Here is a 22,139-nt window from a genome sequence, read left to right on the forward strand (position 1 = left end):
TATGGAAAACGGCGGACTGGCGGTATATTTCGGAGAAAATTTGGCGCAAATTTTATCGCAAAAGATAAAGGCGGTCTATCCTAAATTTGACGCGCAGAGCTACTGCGGGCAAATCGCGGAGAGTACGCCCAATCTCGGTTATTCGCAAAGGATTTTAGCGCACGCAAACGCGCTAAATGAACTTTTGCCGCCGGATTTTAGGCGCGCGGCGGAGATTTTGGTCGCGATTTTAGGCGAAGAAAACCCGAATGAAACGGGCATGTTTAAGCATTTTTACTGGACTTTGCCGCTGGCAAAATACGTCGAAATTTACGGCCTAGACGACTTTGAGACCTCGATGAATGCGACCATGGAAATCACGAAGCGCGGCACGGGTGAGTACGCGGTGCGCGCCTTTATCAAAAAATATCCGCAAGACTCGCTAAAGACCATGACGCAGTGGGCGCGCTCGTCAAATTTCCACCTGCGTAGGCTAGCGTCCGAGGGCCTACGACCAAAGCTACCGTGGGCTAGTAAACTGGAGCTTTTTATCAGCGATCCGCGCCCGGTTTTTGCGGTGCTGGAGATACTCAAAGAGGACGAGGTGCGCTTCGTGCAGCGCTCGGTTGCAAACAACGTCGCGGACTATCTAAAGGTAAATTTTGCCGCCGCAAAAGAGCTGCTCGTGCGCTGGCAAAGCTCGCAAAACAAAAACACGCAGCAAATCGTTCGTCACGCGACGAGAAAAATCAAAATTTAGCTTTTACGTAGATACGCAAGCTGGCGGCGATTAAATTTGGGATTTAAATTTTTATAAAATTTAAAAAGCAAACGCGCTTGATAGACGGTGCGCAAAAAGTAGATGCAAGCTTAATGGTCGGCGCGCTAAAATATAAGATCAAATTTACAACCGCCGCCCGAGATCAAATTTGACCCCAACCACGTAACGATACGCAAATTTTAAAAGCCGCCGCGCTTAAATTTAAAGCCAAGCGCCCAAATTTAGCGCAGCATAAAAACGAATCGGCGCACAAGCATCGCAAGCGGCCGAGCCTAAAAACAAATCTATCCAGCAAAAATCCTAAACGCTATCCAAACCGCCAAAGCGCCGATCAAAACGCCGCCCGCAAAGGCCGAAGCGACATAGATTTTCTGTTTTTTTCTGATCTGCTCAAATTTCTTTTCGTGATGCTTTTTTACGCCCTCAAAGGTTAAATTTAAGATCTTTTCGTTCGTTTGATTTAGCGCATCGGCAAAGCTCTTTATCTGCTCGTCGTTGATATATCGCATGGTCTTGCGCGTCGCGTTGGCTAGGCGCTCGTAGTCCTCGCTGTTTTCCCAGAGTTCGACCACCGTGTTGTTTTCGATGCGCTCTTTTAGCTCTAGCGTTTCTTTTAGCTCGTTTTGTTCGACTAGTTGCGTTCCCATCACGCCTCCTTAGTTGATAGTTCCTATTTTGTCGCCGTATTTTAGCTTTTGCTCGGCTGCGAGATCAAATTTGACCGCGCCCTGCTCGCTAAGGATTAGGATCGTCGAGCCCAGCTCAAACATCCCCAGCTGCTCGCCCTTTTTCACGCTTAAATTTTCGTATTCATAAAGCGCGACGTTTCCGGCGCATGCGTTAGTCTGTATGCGCGCGTCAAAGTCAAATTTCATCTTGCCCACGTTTAGCGCACCGACGAAGACCAGCCACATCTTTTTGCCGCTTGCAAGCTCGCATTTTAGTACCACTCGCTCATTTTTGGCGTAAAGATTTGGCACCTTTAGCAGCGCGCTAACGGCCACGCTATATAGCTCGCCCGGCACGTATAGCGCAGATAATATCCTCATATCGCAAGGCGCGTGATAGCGGTGGTAGTCGCGCGGACTCAGATAAATATTTACATACTCTAGCTCGGCGTCTCGCTCCCTACTCTCCATACTATCGCCTAGAAGCTCTGCTATACCGTACTCGTGGCCCTTGACGCTGATCGCCTTTAGCTCCTTGCTAACTCCGCGCTCCAGGCACGTGCCGTCGCTAGGACTGATGAAAGCCTGGGGCGAAACGTCGAAATTTCGCGGACGCTGTAGCTCGCGGGTAAAAAGCGCCGTGAGGCTCTCGTACTCCTTTGGCTCTTTAAACTCGCTCATATCGATTTTAAAGCCGCTTACGTATTTTTCATTGATAAATGCTTGCAAAAATCTCGGAAATTTAATCGCCGCAACAAACCCGAATATCCTAGAAATAAGTCCCCTCATACAACTCCTTTTAGTCTTAATAACGAAATCTCGCTAGGCGCCATCACGCGCACCGGCGGCCCCCAAAACCCGGCGCCTCGGCTAACGTAAATTTGCGTATTTTCATTCGCGCGGTATAGCCCGGCGACGTATTTTTGATCCAGCTTTACTAGCAGCGAAAACGGAAAAATTTGTCCGCCGTGCGTGTGTCCGCTCACGACCAGATCCACGGGCGCGCTTTCGTCCATGTATTTTAAAAACTTAGGCTGATGAGCGAGCAAAACGGTTGGCAAATTTACGTCGCGACTGTCCAGAGCAGCGACTAGATCGGGCTCGTATGCTTTAAATCTAAGACCGATGATATCATAAACGCCGGCTAAATTTACTCCGCCGACTCGCGCGTTTTCGTTGCCTAAAATTTTAAAATTCGTCGCCTCGCGGATCGCTTTTAGCGTGCCGTCGATGCCGTTATAGTACTCGTGATTGCCTGGCACGTAAAAGGTGCCGTATTTGCTCTTTAGCTCGTTAAATGGCGCGATAAACTCGGCCAAACGGTGCGGCTTCACGTCGGCGATATCGCCCACGATCGCGACCGCGTCGGCATCTAGCTCATTTACGCGCCTAGTGACCGCCCGCGCAAAGTCCGCTCCCAAAAAATCTCCCAGATGGATATCAGTTAAAACCGCGATCTTTAGCTCGCCCTTTAGCCCCTTTAACTCGATATCCTGCGCTTTTACTTCGGGTAATTTTACGGCGTTAAAGATGCCTTTAAAAAAGTAGCTAAACGCCAAAATAAGTATCGTGACGTCAAGGTAAAGGCGCAAAAATTTACGTCTGCTCTCGCTAAACGCGCGCTTGGTTACGGGACGAACCGCGAGCGCGACGATGTTCGTAAAAAGCACGAACGAAAAGATAATAAACGTCAGCGCCAGCATCAGCGAACAGGCGATACGAAGGCTAGGTCCCAAAAAGTTAAACCGCAGCGAAAAAGCAAGCGCGACGCCGCCCATAGCAAGCGTCAGGAAAAATAGCCCAAGCGCCCTTTTGTGCGCGGCAAGCGGCCTGAGCGCGGCATCCGCGAAAAGCCCGCGATAAGAAACGTAATTCATAAAAATAATGACTAAAGACGATAGAACATAAAACATTTCGTAAATTTAGCCAAAATTATTAAATATCTAACCACTGCGCGCGGCAAATTTGAGGAAATTTAACCACGGCAGCAAAGCGTGTGCTAGAAACGTCTTTTTACGCGACAAGTTCGGCATAGGCGGGCAGGAAAATTTGGTCGGTTGCTCGGGGCAAATTTGACTCGCGCCGAGCTTGCGTTTTGGTTTGTAAATTTTAGACAATATGCTATTTGCGAGCTAAATTTAGCGGTGTATTTTAAATTTTACCGCCGATAGCTACTTTACGCTTGGCATAACCCGCACCTTTACGAAGCTAGCGAAATTTAATTATTCCTCGCCAGCATCCTGCGTTCGCACGATGAGGCTCTTTGGCAGGCTAAACTTCTCGATCACCTCACACTCTTTGGCCCTCATCTCGCCCGCGTCATTTTCGTGATCGTAGCCCAGTACGTGAAGCAGCCCGTGTGTGAAAAGCAGCGCCGTCTCGTCATCCTCGCTGTGCCCTAGCTCGGCGGCTTTGGCAGCGACCAGCTCAGTGTTTATCACGATACAGCCAAGCGGCGTGTGCAACTGCATCTCAAGCGGGAAGCTCAGCACGTCTGTAGTCTCGTAGATGCCGCGCTGGCGGACGTTTATCTCCTTCATCTCCTCGGCGTCCACGAAACTAAGCTCCACTTCGCCTGCGGTCAAATAGTCGCAAATTTGATCCAAAATCTTCGGATAATCGTCCTCGCAAAGTATCATTTTTGGCTTTCCTTTAGTAAAATTTGAGTATGATTTTAGCGAAAATTCGGGCTAAATTTGCTGATATGGTCGGTTTGGTCGCATAATTTTATCCGCTCAAGCAGAGTGCCGAACATGTAGCACGAAAATTATTCTTTTTCGCTTCGCTCAAAGCAATTTTCGGCGGCAATGCTTTCGCAGATAAATTTATGCGACCGATGCGACACCAAAATTTAACGTGCAACACAAAGTGTTTTTAAAAAAATAAAAACAATAGTGAATACTAAATTTTAATGTGAAACGCGAAGTATTTTAATAAATTTAAAGTAATGGCGGAAGTATTGCAAAGCTAGGCGCGGCGATTTTGAAATTTACGAACGGAGCGCACGCGTTGTGCGTGACTGAGTAAATTTCAAAATCAACAAAGCATAGCAAAGCAAGACGACGCACTATAAAAAGGAGAAAAAGTGAAAAAAGCGGTTTGCATAATGAGCGGCGGCATGGACAGCACCCTCTGCGCCGTCCTCGCCAAGCGCGCTGGCTACGAGATCATCGCGCTGCATTTTGACTACGGGCAGCGAACGATGAAGCGCGAAAAGATAGCGTTTGAGCAGATCTGCGAGCGTATCGGCGCTCTAAAAAAGGTAAATTTAGATGCTAGTTTTATAGCAGACATCGGCGGCAACGCGCTAACCGACGAGAGCCTGCCTATCCGTAAAGACGGCGCCAAGCCCGACACCCCTAGCACCTACGTCCCGTTTCGAAACGGCATCTTTATCTCTATCGCCGCCGCGCTAGCCGAAAAAGAAGGCGCGCAGGCGCTATATATCGGCATCGTCGAGGAGGACGGCTCGGGCTACCCGGACTGCACGGCGGACTTTATCGCCAAGATAGAAACCGCCGTGAATGCCGGCAACTCAAAGGATTTTAGCCTGCAAATCGTCACGCCGCTGGTAAATTTAAGCAAGGCTGACATCGTGCGAGAGTCGCTCGAGGCCGGCTCTCCGCTAGAGCTAACCTGGAGCTGCTACGAGCGCGAGGACGAGGCCTGCGGCGAATGCGACAGCTGCCGCTTGAGACTGCGAGGATTTGAGCTTGCAAGCGAAAAAGACAGGATAAAGTACGTAAATCTAAAATAAAATTTGGCCGAGTGCGGCTCTGCCAGTAAATTTAGCCCAAAATCAAATTTATCCGCCAAAACACGGCAATCTTTTTGGCGGCGGTTTTGCGGATTTTGAATGGCGGACATTTGCAACAAGATCCGCCTTTGCAGACGGTAAAACAAAAACGCCCTCTTCCAAAATTTAGCCGCGTATGCATTGCTACGCAAAGCACGCAAACACGATTTGCGGAAAGAATGTTTTATTTAAGGCTTTCCTGTTTTAAACATTTTTATGCGTCAAATTTAGCGACAAATTTGCAGTAGAAAGCGGATGATTGTAAAAAACAGGTTAAATTTGAAGTAGATAAAGACGTCAAGCTCAGCGCCAAATTTGAGCTTTTTATAAAATTTCGCCAAACAAATCAGGCTCGGGCGCGGCCAAATTTAGCATCGCTTCAAGCTCCTCTTTTTGGCATTTAACGAGAGCGTAGTGAAAATTTGAAAGATTTTTCAGCTCGGCAAGCTCCTTAAATCTCATCGTAGCCGCCGCGCTTCCAGCAAAATCCTCAGGCACGCAAATCTCGATACCGCCGCTAAAATTGCGCGCGAGAAACGCTGCCTCCATATCAAAAAGCTCGTCGTCGCACTCAGCGATAAAGGCCTGAGAGCTCGCGCCAAAAGGCACGACGCGAAAGTTTTTATTTATAAAAATAGGCTCAAAGTGCCCTAAATTTCGCGTGTCGCCGAGCTTAAAAGAAAAGCCAGCGCGGATCAGATACCTTAAAAGCCCGCAAAGATAGTGCGTGAAAACTTTAGGGAAATTTAAGTTTGGATAATAAACGCCCTCGCAAACGACGCTAGAGGCAAACAGTGAGCCGCCCTGCGCGCAAACCGCGTCCACGTCGCTAAAAACGGTGTCGTATAGCGGCGCGATCTTGGATAAAATTTTAAGATCGTCGGTGAAAAACAGATCCCCCGCGCCCGCTTTCATTATCTTTATAAAAAGTCGCGTCGCATCCTCTGGTAGCAAGCCGGCTGCGTTGCCTTCGGCGTTTTTGCCTAGGCTCATGCGCGCTAGCAAGGCTTTTTGCACGGGATTAACGGAGCAAAATTTGAGATTTTTGTAGCTGGTCTCAAAGCGCATTAGCCGTATCAGCGCGGCGCTCAGGCTATCGACCTTGATAAAAGCGACTTCGGGATCTACAACCTCGCATCTTTGCTCGACGAGCACGGCATAAGCGCCGTTTGCGACGGCCACGGCTATCTCGTCCGCGCCAGCGCCAAGCCCGATGTAGGCGTAGCCCTGGCGTACATTTTTACTCTCAAACGCAAAGCCCTCCACGGCGCTGACGCTTGGTTTATTTAGCGCTTCGCCGTTGATGAGGCGCCTTAGGTTTTCGATATTCACGCCGTTTTAGCCTCGCTTTCTAGCCTATTTGCGAGCCGTTTTTGACCGCAGCCATAGGCGCGATGAGGCACAGTGACCCGTCCTCGGCGCTAAGTATCATGCCCTCGGATATATGGCCGAAAATTTTAGCCGGTTTTAGGTTTGCCAGCACGCAGACCTGCTTGCCGACTAGATCCGCCGGAGCGTAAAATTTAGCTATGCCCGATAAAATTTGACGCGGCTGCTCTTCGCCAAGATCAATCTTAAATTTAAGCAACTTCTCGCTGCCTTCGATATTTGAGCACTCAAGCACGGTGCCTACTTTTATGACGTATTTTTTAAAGTCGTCGATTTTTATCTTCGCGTCCGATTTTTCTTGCGGCGCAGGGGCGGTTTTGGCGGGTTCGCTCACGCTCGGTACCGCAGTCGCCATCAGCTCTTTTTCTATTTTTGGGAAAAGCGGCTGCGTTTTTTGCGCTTTAAAGTCCAAAATTTCGTTGTTTAGGATGATTTTTTTATAAGTAGCCGTCGAGATCTCAAAGCCAAGCGTCTGCGCGATCTTTTCGCAGGTTTTTGGCATCGCAGGGCTTAACAGGACGGCCACGCGAGCCAGCAGGTTCGCGCACAGCGACACGAGCGCGTTTGCTTCGTCTTTTTTGCCGTTTTTGATTAGATTCCACGGCTCAAATTTAGCTATGCTCGCGTTTGCGAGCGTTAGCGCCTTAAAGAGCTCCTCAAGATAGCGATTCGTGGCGAAACTCTCTAAATTTTTGATAGCGTTTTGTAGGTATTCGTTGCCGCTATCCAAAACCTCGCCGTAAAATTTGCGTAAATTTTGGCCCTTTATCTCAAAGTCCGAGTACTTTTCGCTCATGCCCACTATGCGGCTTAAAAGATTGCCCAAATCATTGCTAAGCTCGGAGTTTATGCGCTCGATCATCGCCTTTTGCGAAAAGTCGCCGTCCTGCCCAAACGGCACTTCGCGTAGCATAAAGTAGCGGAAATTTTCCAGCCCGTACGCGTCTGCGACCTCGCTTGGGTTGATGACGTTGCCCTTGCTTTTGCTCATCTTTTCGCCGTCTCTCGTCCACCAGCCGTGAGCGGCGACGCAGCGAGGCAGCGGCAGGTCAAGACTCATCAAAAACGCCGGCCAGTACACCGCGTGAAAGCGCAAAATATCTTTGCCGACTATATGCGTCGCGCCCTTCCAGTAGTTCATCTTATCATCGCCGCGCGTGTAGCCAAGCGTGCTAAGATAGTTTATGAGCGCGTCTAGCCAGACGTACATCACATGTCTTGGTTCGTTTAGGCTCGCGGGCAGCTTGATACCCCACTCAAAGCTCGTGCGAGTGATCGAGAGATCGCGCAGGCCGCCTTTTACGAAGCTCACAACCTCGTTTTTCTTGCCGCGCGGCACGATACAGTCCTCGTTCTCCTCGTACCATTTTAGTAGCGCGTCTTGGTATTTTGATAGTTTGAAAAAATAGCTCTCCTCTTTCACCAAATTTGTCGGCCTGCCGCAGTCCGGACACCTCTCGTCCTCCAAAAGCTGAGTCTGCGTGAAAAAACTCTCACAGCTAACGCAGTAGTACCCCTCGTACTCGCCCTTGTAGATGTCGCCTTTTTTATACATTTTTTCGAATGCATTTTGCGCGGTGAGCTTGTGATAGTCGTCGGTCGTACGGATAAAATGATCGTAGCTGATCTCAAATTTATCCCACATCTCTCTAAATTTCGCGCTTATCTCGTCAGCGTAGGCTTGCGGCGTGTAGCCTTTTTTTGCGGCGGCTTGTTCGATCTTTTGCCCGTGCTCGTCGGTGCCGGTCATAAAGTACGTATCATCGCCCTTTAGCCTCGCAAATCTCGCTACCGTATCGGCGATCACGGTCGTGTAGGCGTGTCCGATGTGCGGCACGTCGTTTACGTAATAAATCGGAGTCGTAATATAAGTCGTGTTCATATCTTTCCTTTTTAAATTTAAAAATCAAATCCGCCGCCGTCGCCTTTAGACATCGAGCTATATACGGCGTCCACGTAGTTTTTGCGGGTTTTGCACTCAAACATCACCTCGCAGGCAAAGCACGAGTTTAGCCCTTTTTCGCGCTGACAGGCTTGTAAAATTTCTCTTTGGCGATCAAGCTCCAGCTCAAATTCGTCCTTTTGAGCCGTTTGCGCTGCGTGCTCGCTCATTTCGCGCTTCCGTAAAATTTATGCAGTAAATTTATCTCGTCTTTGGAGCCAAAAAAGCAAGGCGTGGTTTGATGGATTTTTTCCACTTTCATATCAAAAAGCGTTGCCGAGTATCCGTCGCTAGTCGCACCGCCGGCACGCTCGTAGATGAAGGCAAACGGTAGCACCTCAAATAGCGCTCTTAGCTTACCCTTTGGCGCGTCGATCGTGGCAGGATAGCTAAAAAGCCCGCCGCCTTTTAGTAAAATTTGATGCAGGTCGCTCACCATGGCGCCCGAGTATCTGAGGCGATACCCCTGCAAAAACAGCTCGCGGATAAATTTAGCATGAGTTTCGCTCCAGCCTTTTTGCGTCGCGCCCGTGGCATTTAGCTTGCCTTTTTGCGCGAGCGCTAGATTTTTGATAGATTTAAACTCGCCGTCCCTACCCAAGCGGTAAAGCGCGGGAGCCGTCTCGCCGTCGCAAAGCACGAGCTCAAGGCGCGGGCCGTACACGACGTAAGCGGCGGCTTTTAGATTTTGCGGCGTTAGCTCGTTTTCGTAAATGCCAAAAATCGAGCCGATGGAAAAATTTACGTCCACCAGGCTAGAGCCGTCTAGCGGATCGTAGGCGACGATAAATTTAGCGCCCTCGTTTAGCGCCAGCATATCCTCTTTTTCCTCGCTAACCAGCGCTTTTACGCAGGCTAAATTTGCAAACTCAGCCGTGATGATCTCGTCGCTTCTCACATCTAGTTTTAGCTGCGTGTCGCCCGTGGCGTTGGCGTGATCGGTGTAGCCTAGATCGGCATACTTGATCTCCTCGCCGATTTTTACGGCGATCTTTTTAATCGTTTTGAAAATTTCGTTCATTTTAAAACCTTTGCATTTTTTAGTATCCACTCGCAGATAGCCTGCGTATCGTCTAGATCGAAATTTGGCTTATCGACCTCGTAGTCTTTTTGATAGCTTGCGATCGCGTTTGAAAAGCTAAGATAATCCTCGTTTATCTCGTCCTTAAACACGCTGATGCGCGGCAGCGGCAGAGTCTTTAGCCCCTCAACTAATAGCAAATCAAACTCGCCAGCCATCGCCACGACGTCGTCCACGCTCTTGCTCTCCTGCGAGAAAAAGGTCGTGCGCGTCGGACTCATGACCGCGACCTCGGCGCCTATTTGAGCAAATTTGTAACTATCCTTGCCCTCGACGTCAAATCTTGCCTTGTCGCCCGGGTCGTGCTTGATAATTACGACTTTTAGCCCGTCATCGATAAATTTTTTGGCGACCTTTAAAATAAGCGTGGTTTTGCCGCTATTTGAAGGTCCGGAAAACGCCATCGCCGCTTTTTTCATTTTTCTCCGAATTTTTGAAATTTACGCGGATTATAGCAAATTTAGGCTTTTTAAAAGCAAAATTTATCTAAAATAGCACCAAATTTAAAGAGGTATTAAAATGAAAAAAAGCGTATTTTTTTTAAGTTTTATTTTGGCGTTAGCCGGCTGTGCGGATAAAAAATATATCCACGAACCATTAAAAAACGAGCTTTTAGCTTACACGAGCAAGTCTGAGATCATAGATGCCAAGACGAATATCCTAATCGTCGCGACCTATCTAAATCCGATCTATAACGAGCTGATCGATGAACAAAAAAGAGAGAAATTCGTCGTGGCCGTACACCCCAAAGAAGCTAAAATTTTAGAGGAGAGCTTCACGGCAAACGGCTCGCAGCGAGGCATCATGGTTAGACGCCTAGCCGCAAACGATCCGCTTTTAGAAAAGGTTAGCTTTGAGGTGCCGTGGGCTCAGTATTTCGAGGTCAGCACCCCGGAAATTTCAAGCGATAAAATCAATATTAATTTCGAAATTTATCCGTCAAAGAAGGCGTCTTTAAGCTTTCAAAAAGTGTCGAAATCGATGTACTGGAACGGAGAAGCCTTAGGTAAATAACGTAGTTTGCGAGTACCTTTTTGCCGTAGTCGCGACTCTCGGCGAAGGGTACTAACTCCATGGATAAAAACGGCTCGTATTTTCCTTCGTTAAAAAGGTCACCTCGCTGAAGCATTTTCTTAGTAAAACCGATGCCTCCGTTATATGCATAAGCGACAAAAAGCGGATGGTAGAGGTATTTCTCCAAATAATTTAAGTGGTGGTCCGCAAATTTTAAGGCAAGGCGCGGATCAAACATATCGTCTTGATCGAAATTTGGGATCGCAAGCTCTTTTTTGCCGATGTGATTAGCCAAAAATGGCATAAACTGCATCATACCAAGCGCGTAAGAGGTCGATATGACAGCCGGAATAAAGCGGCTTTCTTGCCTGCCGATCGCGTAAAGAAGTGCTTTTCTAGTCGCGTTTACATCCTCTAGCTCATCAACAAACGGCATAACGAAGTAACTATCCTTGTAGCCGCTTGCTTTTTCCATCAAGTAGGCATACTGACCTAGCGTCTCTTTGGTATTAAAAGTTTCGGAGTGCTTTGCGGCGTCCTGCGCACTCATCTCTTTTATCATTTTAAAGGTTTTTTGCCACAAAAACGGATCTTTTATGTCGTAGTCCGCTACCTTTTCTTTCGTAGGCGTCGGCGAGACGATGTTTGCGGCCGGACTTGCTCCCGTTAGCTCGTTTGCATAGAGCGTGTAGATATTTACGTCGCGGCTTTGATTTAGCTTCTCAAGATAGCTTCTGTCACGACTTAGCAGATATAGCCAAAATACGGCATTGTCCTTACGATCTTGCCTCTCAAAGGCGGCCTGCGCTCTAGTAAAAAACCTAGCCGCGTCTTTGGGCGAGCCCAACAAAACCGCATTGACGCCGAGCATAAAAGCGTCCTTGCCGGCAAGCTCGGTTTCCTTTATGGCAAGAAAATTTTTCCTAAATTTAGCGTATTTTTTATCGATTATTAAATCGTTTGCTAGAGCGTGAAACTCCTTTTTCGTCGCGAGCAAATTTATAAAATTTGCGTCAAATATCTTGTCAAATTTATTCTTGTGCGAAGACTGGTTAAAATAAACCAAAAACGCGTCCGTATCGTTAAATTTGGCAAATTCGTCCTCGGGGTGCTTCTCGTTTAGCGAGCTCAAGCGCCAATAAAGAAGCGGATCGGAGTCTTTAAATTTATCCGCCAGCTTTTGCCTCGTCTCCTTCTTTAGCTTCATCATAAAAGGCACTCTGAGACGCTGTTTTTGGCAGGTTACGTTGGCATCTAGGATATTTTTCGCGCTTACGCTATCGCAGTTTCCTTTGGTCTTTTTGGGCGGTAAAATTTCGGCTAGTTTCTTTGCTAGCACGCCCGCTCGGCGAAAGACGTCTTTATTTAAAATTTGCACCTGTTCCTTGGTGTAGTCGCCTTCGGTTAAAAGACGGTAAAAGTAGTAATCCTTAGCAAGCCCTTTAGGCTCGTCTTTTATCTCCTCAAAACTCTTAACTCCGCCAAATGCCGCCGCTGCAAAAATCGCGGGCAGGATAAATTTAAGCAGCGTACGCAAACATGAGCCTTACGAAAAATCTATCTATAAACTGAAGCGACAAAAGCACGATAGGATTATAGGGATCAGGGCGCACCCAGCTTATGATCGCGGCGCCTATGATGATCCACGTGTAGGCGCTGATAATAATGTGCAAGATACTGCCGACTGCTTCTAAAAATACCGAAAATATCATCGTAAAATTTCCTTTAGGTACGGTTTGATGAGCGGATATAGCTCGCTAAGCTCGGGGCCGTGTTCGGCGCCCGTGAGCAAAATCCTAAGCGGCATAAAAAAGCCTTTGCCTTTTAGTCCGGTCGCGTCCATTAGGGCTTTTTTCAGCTCGTTAAATTCACCAAATTCGCTCAAATTTAGCGAATTTACAGCGGCTTTTATAGCCTCGCAACCCGCCTTAAACTCATCTGGGATAAATTTGGTCGCGAAAATCGCATCGACCTTAGTTTTTATCTCGGTTAGCAGGCTACTTTCTTGCGTGTAAAATCTAGCAAGCGCGGCAAATTTGGGCTTTATGCCAATTAGCGCGGCTAGCCTTGCATCGCTTGCTCTTTTTATGTGCTCGCGGTTGATGTGCTCTAGCTGCTTGACGTCAAATTTAGCCGGAGAGGCCGAGACTTTCGAGATATCAAACCACTGCGCCGCCTCCTCGATCGTAAATATTTCAACCGGCGCCTTGTAGCCCAGAGAAACGATGTAGTTTGCGATGGCTTCAGGCATAAAGCCTTGCGAGAGTAGCCATTTTACGCTGCTTTCGTTCTCGCGTTTGCTCATTTTTTTGCCCTCGACGTTTAGGATGATAGGCAGGTGGGCGTAGTTTATCTTTTGCGTATAGCCTAGGCCTTCGCGGATGAGGTCTTGCTTTGGCGTGTTGCTGACGTGATCCTCGCCGCGGATGACGAAGGTAACGCCCTCTAGCATATCATCGACCGCGCAGGCGAAGTTATATGTCGGCGTAAAATCAGCTCGCATAATGACGAAGCTATCGACGTTTTCAGGCTCGAAGCTGATCTCGCCCTTTATCGCGTCTTTAAATTTCATCGTACCTAACGGCTTTTTCATGCGCACGACGAAAGGCTTTTGGTTATTTAGCACTTCGTTGTCGCTTAGATGCTCGCACGTCCCGTCGTAGCGGTAGGCTTCGCCTCTAGCCTTGGCGGCTTCTTTTTTAGCCTCCAGCTCGCTTTCGGTGCAAAAGCACGAAAACGCCTTTTTATCTATCAAAAGCTTTGCCGCAAATTCGCGGTGAAATTTCAAATTTTTACTTTGATAATAAAGCGTGTCCCATTTGATCCCGAAAAGCTCCAAAATTTCTAGAATTTCCTTATCTTTCCCGGGGATATTGCGCTCCCTGTCGGTATCCTCGATACGGATGATAAAGCCGCTTTTATCCTGGAGCGAACAGACGTAGTTTAGGATCGCAACCCTCAAATTTCCCAGATGCATATCGCCTGTCGGCGACGGCGCAAAACGATACATTTTTATTTCCTTATTGATTTTTGGGGCGATTATAGCATTTTTGGCATTTAACCTCGCTTTTTTATCTTTTGTGAAGCTAAAATAAATATAATTGATATCTAATTTTAAAATTTAAAGGAAAAAGATGAGTTTCATCAAGGAATTTAAAGAATTCGCAATGCGCGGCAACGTCATCGACATGGCCGTGGGCGTCGTGATCGGCGGCGCCTTCGGTAAGATCGTTAGCTCGCTAGTGGGCGACGTGATCATGCCAATCGTAGGCGTACTAACCGGCGGGGTAAATTTTTCTGACCTAAAAATCACCCTAAAAGACGCGGTCGGCGATACGGCTGCCGTAACCGTAAACTACGGCTCGTTCATACAAACGATGGTCGATTTTACGATTATCGCGTTTTGTATTTTCTGCGTCGTTAAGGCTATAAATTCGCTCAAAAAACCAAAGGCGGAGGAGCCAAAAGCCGAGGAGCCTGCGCCGGTGCCTGAGGATATAGCGCTTCTAACCGAAATCAGAGATCTTTTAAAAAATAAATAAGAACACCAAATGCTAGAGCAAATCCCGTTTTTTCAGGGGCTAAACGAGGCCGAGCTAAAAAGGCTAGAAGATATCAGCATCCTAAAAAAATATAAAAAAGGCGAGTTTTTATTTATGGAGGGCGAGGAGTCAAAGTGGCTCCACCTCCTCATAAAAGGCTCACTCAAGCTCTATAAAATCGGCCCCAAAGGCAAAGAGATTTTTATGCATCAGTTTAACGGGATTAGCTTCGTAGCAGAGCTTGCCAACTTTGAAAATATCAAATTTCCGGCGACTGCGATATTTTTAACGGGCGGCGAGGTGCTAAAAATCGACTACGATAAATTTTACGCCGAGTTTTTATCCAACCCGCGCGTATCACTACAAATAATCAAATCGCTCTCGCAAAAGCTAAAAATCGCAAGCGAGCTGATACACCAAGAACTCGTGCTAAACTCCGAGGCCAAGGTTGCGAGCTTTCTCGTTAATCACGCCGATCTTTTTAACGAGCTAAAACACATCAAAATCGCCTCCATCCTAAACATCACTCCAGAGACGTTTTCAAGGATTTTGGCGAAATTTAAAACCCAAAATTTGATCGAACTAGACGCAAATAATAAAATCGTAAATATCGCTACAAGCGAGCTTTCGGAGATGTTTGAGGGATAAATTCGGCTTGCCGATTTCGCGACTAATCCGCTAGAATTTTAGAAATTTGATCAAATTTGACGTCATTTAACCCCGAATTTAAACGCGGAATTTTAATTTTTATTCTTTTTTTCTGCAGCCGCAGCCTCGGTATCTGCTAGCGAGGTGATTTCGTATTTTTGATCGATGTAGCCCATTTCTAGTAGCTTATTAAAGATTTTAGCCGTGAGAGGTCCGGCAGCCAGACCGCCGTGTCCGCCGTGCTCGATGATAACGGTAACGGCATAACGAGGCTCCTCGTACGGCCCGTAAGTCGTGACCCACGCGTGCGAGCGGCGCAAATACTCCATGTCCTCTTCTTTCATACGCTTTTTTTCGGCCTGCGAGATGCCCACGACCTGCGCGGTACCCGTTTTTGCCGCTAGCGTGAGTTTTGCCTCTTTAAAATATTTATGCGCGGTACCTTTTTTATGATTTACGACCTCATACATCGCCTTTTGGACATACGGCAACTGCTTTTTCTCAAACGGCGTGAGAATATCATCGGTAGGCTCAAATTTAACCTCCTCGCCGTTTACGCTACGTAAAAAATGCGGGACGATATTTTTCCCCGTCGCTAGTATGCCCGTATAGCGCACCACCTGCATCGGCGTCACGAGGAAGTTGCCCTGCCCGATCGAAGTGATCAGCGTCTCGCCCTGATACCATGGCTGGGCGTACTTTTGCATTTTCCACTCGCGTCCAGGCACGATACCGACAAATTCGTTAGGCAAATCCACGCCGCTCTTTTGCCCAAACCCCAGCCGCTCTAAAACCGGGGTTATAGCGTCGATACCGACCTTTAAGCTGCCTTTATAAAAATAATCGTCGCAGCTCTCGCGGATGGCCGAGTTCATATCCATAAAACCGTGTCCGTATACGTTCCAGCAACGGAAATTTCGCCCTCCAAGCTCAAACGAGCCCGAGCAAAAATACCCATCGGAGCGACTCATCTTGCCAGTATCTAAAAACGCCATCGCCACGCCCATTTTTATAACCGAACCCGGCGGATAAAGGCCGTTTACGAGCTTGTTTGTGAATGGATGATCGATACTTTTAACGAGCTCGTCCCATTTGGCCTGCGAAAGACCGGTTACAAACGGGTTTAGATCATACTCGGGGAAGCTGCCCGCAGCCAGTATCGAGCCGTCTCTCACGTCCATCACGATGATAACGCCCGCGTTATCGCCGAAAATTTCCTCTATGTATTTTTGCATCTCAAGGTCGATCGTGAGCGAGATATCCGAGCTTTGCGGATAGCTCACGGATATCTCCTCGACCTCCTGATTTAGCGCGTTTACTTTTACCTTTCGCACGCCCTCTTGCCCCTGCAAGACGGAGTTATAAAAGCGCTCCGTGCCGCTTCTGCCCGTGTGATTGGTTAGCTTTGCGACGGGATCGGACTCGACGTCTTGCTGATTTGCGCGGCCGACGTAGCCGATGATGTGAGAGGCTAGGTTGTTGTATGGATAGTGGCGCTTGGATGCCAGTTTGACCTCCAAATTTTCTCGCAGCGAGAGCTCGGCGATGCGCGGTATCATCTTGTCATAATCCATAAAATCGATAATCTGAATAAAATCTTGATTATAAGGCGAGTCGGCTTTGATGTATTCACGCTTTAGCTTCGTGACGTTTAAGTCCTCGAATAAATTTTGCAAATTTGTAAGCTCAGCATCTAAAATCTCCACCCTTTTTCCGTTTAGGTGCGGCTTTAAAGCGACGGAAAAGCCGAGGCGATTTACCGCCATCGGGCGACCTTTGGCGTCTAAAATCAGCCCCCTGACGGGAGCTAGATACTGCGTTTTTACCGCATTTTGTTCAGCGATCTCCTCATAAAAATCGTTTGATTTGACGCTAAGGTAATAAACTCGCACCAGCAAGAGCACCCAGACGCTAAATATGATGCCAAACACTATGCGCATCCTCATAAGCGCCCCCTAAACAAAATCACCGCCAAAACAGACTCCACGCCGACGTAGATCAGGTACTCGTAGTCAAATTTTAGCATGGGTAAATTTGCTGCGTATGAGATAAAAGAGCTCGTCGCGCAGGTCCAAACATAGCCGCTAGCGACGAATCCAACCGCTAAAAGCTCTCTTGATTTTAGCGTAACGATGAGCCAGTCGGACATAAAATGATAAAAAAGCATAAACGCTATCACCGCCGAAAACAGCGCAAACCCGTGCGCCTGCTCGGCAAAAGTAAGGTAAAATAGACAAAAATACCACTCCTTGCCAAACTCCTTGAGCGTCTTTTGTTTTTGCAATGTTAGCATGATCGTATAAGTAAAAAATATCCCGATAAGAGGCGGCAGGTACGCAAATACGGTCGTTAGGCTCTGATAAAAAATAAGAAAAGCAACCCAAGCAAGCTGCTTTAAAAATCGCTTCTCCGCGCCCAGTCTTCGCATCGCCGCACTCGTTCGCATTATTATAGGTTTTTAGCTAAATTTATAAATTTGGCCTTGGCGGCGCTTAAATTTGTAAATTTAGTTAGAAAATTTGAAGGTAAGAGTGCTAAAATTTGCCTGCGGCTTTTTGATTTCATTACAGCCCCAGTGCGTTTAGATATATAAGCTCGTTTGCCTTTTCTACGCCTGTTTTTTTAAGCGCCGAAACGAAATGCGCGCCCGGATAGACCTTTAAAACTGCGCTTTTTTGGCTTTGATTTAGCTTGTCTGATTTTGTGAGGAAATTTAAAATCTTTTGATCGGGGCGCAGGAAGCTTTGCAGATAATCATTCACGTCCCTGTCGATTTGCATATCAAACTGGCGCGAGTCGATGAGATGCACGAAAAGCTTGATGTTGGCTCTAAATTTTAGATATTCGTCGAGGTTTTTTCTCCACTGCGCGTGCATGCTTTTAGCCACTTTGGCATATCCAAAGCCCGGCAGATCGACGAAAGTCAAATTTGCCCTCTCCTCGTTTAGCTCGCCTTGCTCGTTTTTGATACCGCGCGCATACTCGACTTCGAAAAAATTTATGAGGCGCGTTTTGCCGGGCGTGGAGCTGCTTTTGGCTAGGCCTTTTTGATTTACGAGAGCGTTTATGAGGCTGCTTTTGCCCACATTTGAGCGCCCAAGAAAAGCCACTTCGCTAGAGTTTGCGGGCGGAGATAGCGAGATGTCGGGCGCCGAGATAAGAAATTTTGCGTTTAAAACGCGGATCACTTTTTGTCCTCGACTTGGAATATAAATTTGACCGGCTCTTTTTTACCGCTGTTTACGTTATACGTGCCGCTATTTTGGTTAACGGTGATCTTTTCGCCATAGACTTTTTTATCAGTCTCTATCTCGTGCAAAAAGCCGTTGCCATTTATCGTATATAAATTTGGCGCAGGCTCATAAACAAGCTCGCTACCGCTGCCGTCGTATGTTTTATTTTTGATAAATACTCTAAATTTGGCATTACCGGAAGCGACGTATTTTAGCGGATTTCGCTTTTTGTCGAAATATATCACTACCAAATTTGCAGTGAGCGTATCCTTGCCTTTTTTAATATTTACATTGCCTTTAAATTCGCTTATTTGCTTGCCTTCGTCGGCATAAAACTCGTCTGCTGTGATCTCTACTTGCTCCGCCAATAGCGGCAAAGCGCTAAGTGCCAAAACTAAAGCCACTTTTTTAAAACCAAAATTTATCATTTTCCGTCCTATCTTTTTCTATCTTGCTCTATTAAAGCAAAGGCCTTTTTGATATAAGCTTTTTTTAACTCAAAGTCATAAACCAGGGCTTTGCCGACTATTTTATCTTCGTTTTTCGTTAGCGTAAAAGGCGTTTGTGTAGTAGCTACTTTTGTTGCGGTACTATAAATGACCTCGTCTGATAAAAAGGTCAAATTTTCATTATTTGCATAGCGCGCGTTACCCTTAAGTATAATTCGACCGCCGTTATAAAACGCTTTATCGGAGCTCACGTTATGCTCTTTGTTATCTTTAAAAATTTCCGCTCTAAATTTGATAAATTCGTCAAATTCGGAGTATCTATTCCACGTATCGGCTTCATATCTGGCATTTACTACAGTAGCATTCATCTCGTAGTCAGTGACTGCGTTCATCTGCATGTTTGTAGTCACTTCGCCACCCTTTAATAGCTCGCTATAGTAAGGCTCCTCAATCGCCAAATAAACCATCGCCACGCTAAAAACGCTGACGACTAGGTAAAAAATCCTTATAACCAACGCTTAGCCCACTCTTGCATTAAGCCCTCGCTGCGGATAAGTATCTCTATCATCTCGCGCACCGCGCCGTTGCCGCCTTTGTAGTTGAGCCTCGTTCTTACTTCAAGCTCTTTGATCGCATTTTTCGGTTTAAAGCTCCATCCGACGCTTTTTAGTAGCTTGTAGTCGTTGTAATCGTCACCTATTGCTGCTGCATTTTCAAACTCGAGTCCTTCAAATTTAAGTATCTGTTTTGCGGTTTCAAATTTATCGCTAATGCCTTGATAGACGTGCGTTATCTTTAGATCCTGCGCCCTTTTTTCGACGATAGGCGAGCTTCTGCCGGTGATGATCGCGACTTTTTTACCGAGCTTTAGCCAGCTCTCGATAGCGTATCCATCCTTAACGTCAAAAAATTTAAGCTCGTCGCCGTTTGGGCTATAAACGATCTTGCCGTCGGTTAGGCACCCGTCGACGTCTAAAAATATAATCTCTATCATAGCACGCCTTTCGTGCTAGGCACGCCGACTCTAGCGTTTTTGGCTAGAGCTCTTCTTAGCGCGACGGCACAGGCTTTAAAGCTCGCCTCCAAAATATGATGAGAGTTTCGTCCGCGGATTTTAGCTATATGCAAGGTAATTGCGGCATTAAATGCTAGAGCCTGGAAAAACTCATTCGCTAGCTCTATGTCGAATTCGCCGACTTTGCCATCGCTTATGCTTTCGTAGACCAAAAACGGGCGGTTTGAAAGATCAAGAGCGCAGTTTACCGCCGCCTCATCCATAACCACCGTTGCTTCGCCAAATCTCTCCACGCCGCTAAGCGGATAAATTTTCTCGCGCAAAGCCTGCCCGATAACGATACCCACGTCCTCAACGCTGTGATGAAAATCCACGTGCAAATCGCCCTTACAAACAAGCTTCATATCAAAAAGCGCGTGCTTGCAAAAAGCCTCAAGCATGTGGTCAAAAAATCCTATGCCAGTGCTTATCTCGGATTTGCCACTGCCGTAAATTTCAAGCTCTAGACTGATATCCGTCTCTTTTGTCTTTCTTTGCATCTTATTCCCTCACGAAAAATGCGCCCGAGATATGCCCTGCGCTTATGAAGTCTTTTGCTTCCTCTTCGCTTCTAAAGCCGCTTATAAATACCCTGTAAATTTTACCGCCGTCAAGATCATAGGACTTTATAACAGTATCATAGGCACCGTTGCCGTATTGTCCAGCGTGCTGCCGTTTATGAGCGTTTGCGCCACTTAAATTTTTAAATGCGCCGATTTGCACCATAAAAATACCGCCGACAAAAGACTGTTGTTGCGGTTGCGCTTTAGTTTGAGTGCTCGTTTTTTGCGAGCCGCTATGTTGTTTTGAGCTAGGCTGAGAGGATGCTACAACAGCTCCGCCGACATTGCCGTTAAAGCCAACGACCTCTAGTAAAACGGGGGCTGTGCCGGCGTTAAATACATCAAGCTTAACCGCGCCGGTTTTTGACAAATCTATCACACGCCCTGCGACAAAAGGGCCTCGGTCGTTTATACGCACGATGATATTTTTGCCGTTTTTTATATTCGTCACGCGCACCATAGTGTTCATCGGCAGAGTCTTATGCGCCGCCGTCATAGCGTGCATATCGTAAGTCTCGCCGTTTGACGTTTTTTTGCCGTGAAAATCCGGACCGTACCAGCTGGCTATACCGCTAGCCCTATCACCGACCTTGACTACGGTCGGATAGTATGTTTTTCCGTTTATGGTATAAGGGCGCATAGTAGCCTCATGCATGCCCTTTGAGCTGTTTATTTTGCCGCTCTTTTTTGAGCCGCCGCTAGCGGTAATCCCGCCTGAAGGCGAAGTCAAAAAGGAACAGCCGCTCATAAAAAATATGAAAAATAGACTAAAAAATATAAATTTAGCCCTACTCGGTTGCGGCAAGTTTGGCTCCGATCGAGCTGTTTGAGCTCATAAGAGTATTGGCTTCTTTTAAATCCTCAAACGCTACATCAAATTTCTGCGAGACTTCGCCGAGAGTATCGCCGCTTTTAACCATATACTCGGCTAGATAGTTTACGTTTTGTTCGCTTGGGATGACTAGTTTTTGACTAGGCTTGATCTCGTTTGAAGCAAGTCCGTTATACTCTTTTATGATTTTATGATTTACGCCGGTTTTTTCTGCTATAGTTAGTAGCGTGTCATTCTCTTTAGCGGTGTAAATTTCAAATTTTCTATTTTGCGCTACTTCGAAATTATCGCTAAACATTTTCTTTTTGTTTAATGGAATATAAAGATAATAAGGTTTTTCCGTCGGCGGAGTGTAGACGAATTTTAGATGCATATTGTACTCTTTCATCTTTTTTAGACTAAGACCTATGCTGTCTCCTACCTCCATTAGCGTTGTACCACCGGGGACGTCTATCTTTGATAGTTCTATGCCTTTCGTTCCGCTTAGGGCCTGCGTTTTAGCCAGCAAATTTTCCTGCTCTTTTGCTATATGCGCAATGACTAAAATTTTCTTGACGAAATTTTTAGTTTCTTTTGGAATATAGCTTTTTTTATCGTCTAACAATGTTGCCAGATCGGTAGTTCCGGCCTTTTTAATGCCTTCCCTTAATCTAGTGTCTCCGCAGTTGTAAGCCATCATCGCAAGATACCACTTACCAAAGTCGTTTTTTAGACTCTGTAGGTATTTTGTAGCTGCAACGGTAGCCGCCATCGGGTCTTTTCGCTCGTCGGTGTATTTATCGACTCTAAGACCATAAAGTTTTGCCGTAGACTCCATAAACTGCCAAATTCCGATGGCTTTTTTGCTAGAAACTATGTGATTTGAAAAACCGGACTCCGTCATAGCAAGATACAAAAACGACTCCGGGATACCTGAGTCTTTTATAATCTTTTGGAGCATCGGGATATGTTTATAACCGCCTTTGACGGTATCTATAAACTCTTTTCTTTTGCTGTCTTTGATAGAATTTTTTATAGAAGCGTAGTGAGAGCTTTGTAAAAATTTAGCATCTATGTCAAATTCTTTTAATATCATCTTTTGGGTTTGCTCTGCGTCACTGCTAGCCGCGGTCGCAAAAAGCCACCCCGTACATGCCAAACACAGCATTATTACTCTAAAGATTTTCAT

The 22,139-nt window shown here is 46.6% G+C and carries 26 protein-coding genes; 5 read left to right on the top strand and 21 right to left on the bottom strand.

Annotated features, from left to right (window positions below; translation table 11 throughout):
• Position 1 precedes the first annotated feature (1 nt).
• Positions 2–739 (top strand): DNA alkylation repair protein, encoded by a 738-nt coding sequence (locus EE116_RS09300; RefSeq protein ID WP_122874175.1) that lies wholly within the window; start codon positions 2–4, stop codon positions 737–739.
• A 305-nt stretch (positions 740–1,044) separates the two neighbouring features.
• Here the strand turns inward: EE116_RS09300 and EE116_RS09305 are convergent, their stop codons facing one another.
• The 4 genes from EE116_RS09305 to ybeY all read right to left on the bottom strand — a co-directional run bounded on the left by EE116_RS09305 (position 1,045) and on the right by ybeY (position 4,067).
• Complete coding sequence (locus EE116_RS09305; RefSeq protein ID WP_122874176.1) at positions 1,045–1,407, bottom strand: hypothetical protein; 363 nt, start codon at positions 1,405–1,407, stop codon at positions 1,045–1,047.
• A 9-nt stretch (positions 1,408–1,416) separates the two neighbouring features.
• Positions 1,417–2,217 carry a phosphatidylserine decarboxylase gene (locus EE116_RS09310; protein ID WP_122874177.1) on the bottom strand — a complete coding sequence of 267 codons (801 nt, stop codon included), beginning with the start codon at positions 2,215–2,217 and terminating at the stop codon, positions 1,417–1,419.
• Entirely contained in the window at positions 2,214–3,305 is a 1,092-nt protein-coding gene (locus tag EE116_RS09315; RefSeq protein ID WP_122874178.1) for a metallophosphoesterase, read from the bottom strand. The genes EE116_RS09310 and EE116_RS09315 overlap by 4 nt, the downstream gene beginning before the upstream one ends.
• Before the next feature lie 345 nt (positions 3,306–3,650).
• On the bottom strand, positions 3,651–4,067 hold the full coding sequence (ybeY, locus tag EE116_RS09320; RefSeq protein WP_122874179.1) for an rRNA maturation RNase YbeY: 417 nt from the start codon (positions 4,065–4,067) through the stop codon (positions 3,651–3,653).
• A 446-nt stretch (positions 4,068–4,513) separates the two neighbouring features.
• Between ybeY and queC the strand changes: the two genes are divergently transcribed.
• A complete protein-coding gene (queC, locus tag EE116_RS09325) occupies positions 4,514–5,185 on the top strand; it encodes a 7-cyano-7-deazaguanine synthase QueC (protein WP_122874180.1) in 672 nt (223 codons plus the stop codon).
• Between the two features lie 363 nt (positions 5,186–5,548).
• Here queC and EE116_RS09335 read toward each other — a convergent pair whose 3' ends face one another.
• Genes EE116_RS09335 through mobB form a run of 5 tightly spaced genes read right to left on the bottom strand, consistent with a single transcriptional unit; the run spans position 5,549 to position 10,055 of the window.
• Complete coding sequence (locus EE116_RS09335; protein WP_122874182.1) at positions 5,549–6,556, bottom strand: ferrochelatase; 1,008 nt, start codon at positions 6,554–6,556, stop codon at positions 5,549–5,551.
• A gap of 19 nt (positions 6,557–6,575) precedes the next feature.
• On the bottom strand, positions 6,576–8,495 hold the full coding sequence (metG, locus tag EE116_RS09340) for a methionine--tRNA ligase (protein WP_122874183.1): 1,920 nt from the start codon (positions 8,493–8,495) through the stop codon (positions 6,576–6,578).
• Between the two features lie 17 nt (positions 8,496–8,512).
• Positions 8,513–8,725 carry a hypothetical protein gene (locus EE116_RS09345; RefSeq protein WP_122874184.1) on the bottom strand — a complete coding sequence of 71 codons (213 nt, stop codon included), beginning with the start codon at positions 8,723–8,725 and terminating at the stop codon, positions 8,513–8,515.
• Positions 8,722–9,576, bottom strand: a complete 855-nt coding sequence (locus tag EE116_RS09350) for a class 1 fructose-bisphosphatase (RefSeq protein ID WP_122874185.1) — start codon at positions 9,574–9,576, stop codon at positions 8,722–8,724. Before EE116_RS09350 ends, EE116_RS09345 begins: the two co-directional genes overlap by 4 nt.
• The gene (gene mobB / locus EE116_RS09355) at positions 9,573–10,055 is read right to left on the bottom strand and encodes a molybdopterin-guanine dinucleotide biosynthesis protein B (RefSeq protein ID WP_122874186.1); all 483 of its coding nucleotides are present in this window, start codon (positions 10,053–10,055) and stop codon (positions 9,573–9,575) included. The genes EE116_RS09350 and mobB overlap by 4 nt, the downstream gene beginning before the upstream one ends.
• Positions 10,056–10,155: 100 nt before the next feature.
• Here mobB and EE116_RS09360 point away from each other — a divergent pair, with 100 nt between their 5' ends.
• On the top strand, positions 10,156–10,650 hold the full coding sequence (locus tag EE116_RS09360; RefSeq protein WP_163028052.1) for a membrane lipoprotein lipid attachment site-containing protein: 495 nt from the start codon (positions 10,156–10,158) through the stop codon (positions 10,648–10,650).
• Here EE116_RS09360 and EE116_RS09365 read toward each other — a convergent pair.
• The 3 genes from EE116_RS09365 to gltX are packed head-to-tail and all read right to left on the bottom strand — an operon-like array spanning position 10,556 to position 13,660.
• A complete protein-coding gene (locus EE116_RS09365; RefSeq protein ID WP_122874187.1) occupies positions 10,556–12,187 on the bottom strand; it encodes a lytic transglycosylase domain-containing protein in 1,632 nt (543 codons plus the stop codon). The two genes, EE116_RS09360 and EE116_RS09365, sit on opposite strands and share 95 nt — an antisense overlap.
• Complete coding sequence (locus tag EE116_RS09370; RefSeq protein ID WP_122874188.1) at positions 12,171–12,362, bottom strand: hypothetical protein; 192 nt, start codon at positions 12,360–12,362, stop codon at positions 12,171–12,173. Before EE116_RS09370 ends, EE116_RS09365 begins: the two co-directional genes overlap by 17 nt.
• The gene (gene gltX, locus EE116_RS09375; RefSeq protein WP_122874189.1) at positions 12,359–13,660 is read right to left on the bottom strand and encodes a glutamate--tRNA ligase; all 1,302 of its coding nucleotides are present in this window, start codon (positions 13,658–13,660) and stop codon (positions 12,359–12,361) included. Before gltX ends, EE116_RS09370 begins: the two co-directional genes overlap by 4 nt.
• Positions 13,661–13,784: 124 nt before the next feature.
• On the opposite strand from gltX, the gene mscL reads away from it, so the two are divergent.
• The gene (gene mscL / locus EE116_RS09380; protein ID WP_122874190.1) at positions 13,785–14,192 is read left to right on the top strand and encodes a large-conductance mechanosensitive channel protein MscL; all 408 of its coding nucleotides are present in this window, start codon (positions 13,785–13,787) and stop codon (positions 14,190–14,192) included.
• Between the two features lie 9 nt (positions 14,193–14,201).
• Complete coding sequence (locus EE116_RS09385; protein ID WP_122874191.1) at positions 14,202–14,840, top strand: Crp/Fnr family transcriptional regulator; 639 nt, start codon at positions 14,202–14,204, stop codon at positions 14,838–14,840.
• A gap of 92 nt (positions 14,841–14,932) precedes the next feature.
• On the opposite strand, the gene mrdA is transcribed toward EE116_RS09385, so the two are convergent.
• From mrdA to EE116_RS09430, 9 genes are all read right to left on the bottom strand, one after another.
• Entirely contained in the window at positions 14,933–16,786 is a 1,854-nt protein-coding gene (mrdA, locus tag EE116_RS09390; protein WP_122874192.1) for a penicillin-binding protein 2, read from the bottom strand.
• A complete protein-coding gene (locus EE116_RS09395; protein ID WP_122874473.1) occupies positions 16,783–17,268 on the bottom strand; it encodes a hypothetical protein in 486 nt (161 codons plus the stop codon). Before EE116_RS09395 ends, mrdA begins: the two co-directional genes overlap by 4 nt.
• A 136-nt stretch (positions 17,269–17,404) precedes the next feature.
• On the bottom strand, positions 17,405–18,028 hold the full coding sequence (yihA, locus tag EE116_RS09400; RefSeq protein ID WP_122874193.1) for a ribosome biogenesis GTP-binding protein YihA/YsxC: 624 nt from the start codon (positions 18,026–18,028) through the stop codon (positions 17,405–17,407).
• Positions 18,025–18,501, bottom strand: coding sequence for a lipopolysaccharide transport periplasmic protein LptA (gene lptA, locus EE116_RS09405; RefSeq protein ID WP_002948510.1), 477 nt, complete (start codon positions 18,499–18,501; stop codon positions 18,025–18,027). The genes yihA and lptA overlap by 4 nt, the downstream gene beginning before the upstream one ends.
• An 8-nt stretch (positions 18,502–18,509) precedes the next feature.
• Positions 18,510–19,037, bottom strand: a complete 528-nt coding sequence (gene lptC, locus EE116_RS09410) for an LPS export ABC transporter periplasmic protein LptC (protein ID WP_122874194.1) — start codon at positions 19,035–19,037, stop codon at positions 18,510–18,512.
• Complete coding sequence (locus EE116_RS09415) at positions 19,028–19,516, bottom strand: KdsC family phosphatase (RefSeq protein ID WP_122874195.1); 489 nt, start codon at positions 19,514–19,516, stop codon at positions 19,028–19,030. Before EE116_RS09415 ends, lptC begins: the two co-directional genes overlap by 10 nt.
• Positions 19,513–20,076, bottom strand: coding sequence for an imidazoleglycerol-phosphate dehydratase HisB (hisB, locus tag EE116_RS09420; protein ID WP_122874196.1), 564 nt, complete (start codon positions 20,074–20,076; stop codon positions 19,513–19,515). Before hisB ends, EE116_RS09415 begins: the two co-directional genes overlap by 4 nt.
• Before the next feature lies 1 nt (position 20,077).
• Positions 20,078–20,944, bottom strand: a complete 867-nt coding sequence (locus EE116_RS09425; RefSeq protein ID WP_206159248.1) for a septal ring lytic transglycosylase RlpA family protein — start codon at positions 20,942–20,944, stop codon at positions 20,078–20,080.
• Positions 20,928–22,139, bottom strand: coding sequence for a lytic transglycosylase domain-containing protein (locus tag EE116_RS09430; protein ID WP_122874197.1), 1,212 nt, complete (start codon positions 22,137–22,139; stop codon positions 20,928–20,930). The genes EE116_RS09425 and EE116_RS09430 overlap by 17 nt, the downstream gene beginning before the upstream one ends.

This window comes from Campylobacter showae, from assembly GCF_900573985.1.
GTDB lineage: Bacteria > Campylobacterota > Campylobacteria > Campylobacterales > Campylobacteraceae > Campylobacter_A > Campylobacter_A showae_E.

Coding starts and splice junctions, on each gene's coding strand:
- EE116_RS09415 (WP_122874195.1), bottom strand. CDS start 19,516: ATGATAGAGATTATATTTTTAGACGTCGACGGGTGCCTAACCGACGGC.
- gltX (WP_122874189.1), bottom strand. CDS start 13,660: ATGTATCGTTTTGCGCCGTCGCCGACAGGCGATATGCATCTGGGAAAT.
- EE116_RS09360 (WP_163028052.1), top strand. CDS start 10,156: ATGAAAAAAAGCGTATTTTTTTTAAGTTTTATTTTGGCGTTAGCCGGC.
- metG (WP_122874183.1), bottom strand. CDS start 8,495: ATGAACACGACTTATATTACGACTCCGATTTATTACGTAAACGACGTG.
- EE116_RS09305 (WP_122874176.1), bottom strand. CDS start 1,407: ATGGGAACGCAACTAGTCGAACAAAACGAGCTAAAAGAAACGCTAGAG.
- mrdA (WP_122874192.1), bottom strand. CDS start 16,786: ATGAGGATGCGCATAGTGTTTGGCATCATATTTAGCGTCTGGGTGCTC.
- EE116_RS09370 (WP_122874188.1), bottom strand. CDS start 12,362: ATGATATTTTCGGTATTTTTAGAAGCAGTCGGCAGTATCTTGCACATT.
- hisB (WP_122874196.1), bottom strand. CDS start 20,076: ATGCAAAGAAAGACAAAAGAGACGGATATCAGTCTAGAGCTTGAAATT.
- EE116_RS09395 (WP_122874473.1), bottom strand. CDS start 17,268: ATGCGAAGACTGGGCGCGGAGAAGCGATTTTTAAAGCAGCTTGCTTGG.
- EE116_RS09315 (WP_122874178.1), bottom strand. CDS start 3,305: ATGAATTACGTTTCTTATCGCGGGCTTTTCGCGGATGCCGCGCTCAGG.
- EE116_RS09350 (WP_122874185.1), bottom strand. CDS start 9,576: ATGAACGAAATTTTCAAAACGATTAAAAAGATCGCCGTAAAAATCGGC.
- EE116_RS09310 (WP_122874177.1), bottom strand. CDS start 2,217: ATGAGGGGACTTATTTCTAGGATATTCGGGTTTGTTGCGGCGATTAAA.
- mobB (WP_122874186.1), bottom strand. CDS start 10,055: ATGAAAAAAGCGGCGATGGCGTTTTCCGGACCTTCAAATAGCGGCAAA.
- ybeY (WP_122874179.1), bottom strand. CDS start 4,067: ATGATACTTTGCGAGGACGATTATCCGAAGATTTTGGATCAAATTTGC.
- EE116_RS09300 (WP_122874175.1), top strand. CDS start 2: ATGGAAAACGGCGGACTGGCGGTATATTTCGGAGAAAATTTGGCGCAA.
- EE116_RS09430 (WP_122874197.1), bottom strand. CDS start 22,139: ATGAAAATCTTTAGAGTAATAATGCTGTGTTTGGCATGTACGGGGTGG.
- mscL (WP_122874190.1), top strand. CDS start 13,785: ATGAGTTTCATCAAGGAATTTAAAGAATTCGCAATGCGCGGCAACGTC.
- lptA (WP_002948510.1), bottom strand. CDS start 18,501: ATGATAAATTTTGGTTTTAAAAAAGTGGCTTTAGTTTTGGCACTTAGC.
- EE116_RS09385 (WP_122874191.1), top strand. CDS start 14,202: ATGCTAGAGCAAATCCCGTTTTTTCAGGGGCTAAACGAGGCCGAGCTA.
- EE116_RS09345 (WP_122874184.1), bottom strand. CDS start 8,725: ATGAGCGAGCACGCAGCGCAAACGGCTCAAAAGGACGAATTTGAGCTG.